At 44.4% G+C, this 3,776-nt stretch carries 4 protein-coding genes; all 4 read left to right on the forward strand.

Features of this window, described 5'->3' with window-relative positions:
• Positions 1-112 precede the first annotated feature (112 nt).
• On the forward strand, positions 113-994 hold the full coding sequence (locus F7C14_RS03675; protein ID WP_290900044.1) for a c-type cytochrome: 882 nt from the start codon (positions 113-115) through the stop codon (positions 992-994).
• An 11-nt stretch (positions 995-1,005) separates the two neighbouring features.
• Positions 1,006-1,968 (forward strand): 4Fe-4S dicluster domain-containing protein, encoded by a 963-nt coding sequence (locus F7C14_RS03680; protein WP_290900046.1) that lies wholly within the window; start codon positions 1,006-1,008, stop codon positions 1,966-1,968.
• Between the two features lie 13 nt (positions 1,969-1,981).
• Entirely contained in the window at positions 1,982-3,238 is a 1,257-nt protein-coding gene (gene dsrP, locus F7C14_RS03685) for a sulfate reduction electron transfer complex DsrMKJOP subunit DsrP (RefSeq protein ID WP_290900048.1), read from the forward strand.
• 329 nt (positions 3,239-3,567) lie between these two features.
• On the forward strand, positions 3,568-3,717 hold the full coding sequence (locus tag F7C14_RS03690; protein ID WP_290900049.1) for a hypothetical protein: 150 nt from the start codon (positions 3,568-3,570) through the stop codon (positions 3,715-3,717).
• Positions 3,718-3,776 lie beyond the last annotated feature (59 nt).

Genomic DNA, 3,776 nt, shown 5'->3' on the forward strand with positions numbered 1-3,776 from the left:
ATTATCTATACTCTTTTAAGCGATCCTTACTTTTGAGCCATTAGCTATTTATAATCCTTCGATAACAAAAGACACACACGAAAAATCATTGAAAATTGGAGGTGCAGAAAGAATGGTAAAGCGATCGGTTAGGATTTCACCTGCAACAGTGATAATGTTCACGCTAACCTTCCTACTTGTAATTTTGTATGTCGCCGCAGCAACTCCAGAATTTGGTGCTAAAGAAAGCAGAAACTGCGATTTCTGCCACGTAGAAGGAGATTATTCTCAGCTTAACGAGAGGGGAATCTACTACCTCCAGCACAACTATTCCTTTGAAGGGTACGTCGAAGAGGAGGAAGAAACGAGTGGCGGAGCGGGGTTGTACAAAAAATACTGCAAAGGCTGTCACGGCAAAGTTCCGGAGGAATTTAGATACAAAGACGTTAACGAGGCAGTTATTGATGCGATAAAAAGCGGAAGAATGCCACCATGGGGCATTGATGAGGAATTAAGCGAGGACGATATTAGGGAGCTCGCATCTTATATCGGCGATTGGTGTAACTTGTGCCATAAACGAATTGAAACGAATTTTACTCCGAGAGAACTCGTTAACGCTCCCCCAAACCACAGATTTAAGCTTGAACACGGGAACTTCTGGTGTTTCGCCTGCCACAATCCTGAAGATAGAGATACTTTCCTCCTCGTTAACGGTTCAGCTATACCTTTCAACAAATCTCCAGAGTTGTGCAGGCAGTGTCATGCTGTGATATACAAAGACTGGAAGATGCGCATCCACGGCAGATGGGTGGGAAACATATCCAATCCAACCCCCGATGTCATATGCGTAGATTGTCACAATCCTCACGACGTCAATCCAGCATTTAAACCGATCACTCCAGAGAAACCTCCAGAAAAACCACCCTCACCTCCCATTCCTATATCTTTCCAATACTTCGCAACAGCCATTATGGCGTTTAGTTTGGTTTTGATGCTTTACTCCGCCAGAAAATGAGGGGTGATTTCATGAAAAGAAGGGATTTTATCAAAAAGGTTGTTATGACTTCCGCGATCGCTCCTGTGGCTTCCCTCAGAATACCGTTTATAAATGTTTCAATCGAAGAGCTAACTCAAAAGCATTTTAAGGAGATGAGCGAGGAAGAGAAAAAAGCGGTTATAGAAAGGCTCGAAAGAGAGTACAAGGAGAGGTACGGCGTTGATGTAAACATAAAAACCACTCCAGCAAAAGAAGGCGTAGTTTGGGGTTACGCTTTAAACATAAAAAGGTGTATAGGCTGCAGACGTTGCGTTTACGCTTGCGTTAAGGAGAACAATCAGTCCAGAGCATCTCCCGATGATCCCACAAGCAACGAAATCCACTGGATACGTGTATTGGAGGTCGCACAGGAGAAACTTGAACCGGGAACTGAAGAGCAGGGGATCGGTACGAAGTTCGGAGATGTTGTTGCAGGTGTCGTTTTGGAGGAGAGCGAACATTATTATGATCCAGAAAAAGTCCCAGAAGACGGGAAGATGTACATTCCCATTCAATGTCAGCAATGCGAAAAGCCACCATGCGTTAAAGTTTGCCCCACAAGAGCTACTTGGAAAGAGCCCGACGGGATAATCGTCGTAGACTACAACTGGTGCATAGGTTGTAGATATTGCATGGCAGCCTGTCCTTACTGGGCAAGGAGGTTCAACTGGAGCTGGCCGTACATACCAAAAGAAGAGATCAATCCGAATCAGCACTATTTGGGCAATCGCATAAGGTATAGGGGCGTGGTGGAGAAGTGCACCTTCTGCATTCAGCGAACGAGGGAGGGAAGGTATCCAGCGTGCGTAGAAGCTTGTCCAGTTGGAGCAAGGAAATTTGGAAATCTTCTCGATCCAAATAGCGAGATAAGGAAAATAATCAGAGAAAAAAGAGTATTCAGGCTGAAAGAGGAGCTTGGCACGGAACCGAAGTTCTTCTACTTTATGGACTGACGAGGTGAAGAGCGTGAAAAACATTCTGAGGGAGATCCGATACTTTCTGGATTTCGTGTTCGCTTCAATAAAAATAGCCCTCACAGGCGATCGAAGGTATTACGTATGGTTAGCAAGCTTAGTTATGCTTGTCGTTCTTGGCACTTACGCGTACATATACCAACTCATGCACGGTCTAATCGTTACCGGAATGCGTGATCAGGTGAGCTGGGGTCTTTACATTTCGAATTTCACCTTCTTCGTGGGTGTTGCAGCTTCGGCAGTTCTAATCGTCGCCCCCCTTTACCTCTACAACTACAGAGAGTTCGAGTACATCGTCACTTTCGGGGAGTTCTTGGCTGTGGCAGCTTTGATAATCGCACTAACAAACGTTTTGGCTGATGTGGGTAGGGTTGAAAGGCTATGGCACATGTTTCCGCTTATCGGCACTCCGAACTGGCCAGATTCGATGCTCGTCTGGGATGTTCTCGTGCTGAACGGTTATCTATTTTTGAACCTTTTGATTCCGGGATACAAGCTTTACAAGAAGTACATAGGCTCGGAACCGAGCAACTGGATAAAGTTCTTCATTTTCCTATCCATTCCATGGGCTATAAGCATCCACACAGTCACAGCTTTTATTTACGCCGGTCTCTCAGCAAGACCCTACTGGAACACAGCCTTAATGGCACCGCGTTTCATAGCGAGCGCTTTCACATCTGGACCGGCTATTATGATCCTCGTTTTACTGATCATAAGGAAGTACACCTTCTACAGAAAATACATATCGGAAAAAGCGATAGAGACGCTCGCACAAATAACGCTGATCGCTATGCTCGTCAACCTATTCTTGCTTCTCTCCGAGCTGTACACCGTTTTCTACTCCGCCACGATACACCAAGTATCGCTCAAATACCTCTTCTTCGGATTAGAGCATAACGGAAAGGTCTACGCGGCATTAAAACCAATCGCTTGGTTGTCTCTGTTTATGCAAATAACTTCAGTAGCGTTGCTCCTCTATCCAAAAACTCGTAGAAACTTCAAAACACTCGCTGCAGCTTGTAGCCTAAATGCAACCGGTATTTGGCTTGAGAAAGGTATGGGATTGGTCGTTCCCGGCTTCGTCCCAACTCCGATAGGAGAGATCTGGGAGTACATGCCCTCATTCATGGAATGGGTCATTGTTGCTGGAACAGTTGCGTGGGGATTCCTTGTTTACACGTTAATGCTGAAAGTCGCTAAGACTATAGAAGCCGGATTAGCAAGGCATCCGAAAGCAGGAAAGGAGTAGTCTTAACACTGTAAATTTCTTGAAACTTTTACTCTCTTCTTTCATGCCTTCTGTTATTTCACCTCCGAATGTCCACAACTCATACCAAAACTCAAACAATTTCTGGTTTATCTCCAAAGCTCTTTCTCGTTAAGATTGTGCTCATCCGCAAAATTGGCTAAAGCAAACATGGAGTGCTATCGGAGATGTAACCCATATCAACAAGCATTCTGCAATATTTCTTAACATTTTCCTGCTTTCCCTGAAAAGGTGAGCAGACGGATACAATTTTCATCTATTGCTTCTTAATTAGGATTAAATACATAATGTGTGCTTTCGATTGATTACTAATGGAAGAGATATCTGTCAAAGTTCCGAGGGACTTGGTTAGAATTCTGAAGGTGAAAGATGAAGTCAGGACAGATTCGAACTCACCCGCAGCTCACGATGACTTTCCAACAGTGACAGTAAACGTAACCGAGATTTTCCACCTTTTCTGAATCAAGACAGGAGTAACAATTTATCCGGGATTTATTCCTCTCCTTCTCCTTGTTCATTC

Origin of the sequence: Ferroglobus sp. (genome assembly GCF_015521575.1) — an archaeon.
Taxonomy (GTDB): Archaea; Halobacteriota; Archaeoglobi; order Archaeoglobales; family Archaeoglobaceae; genus Ferroglobus.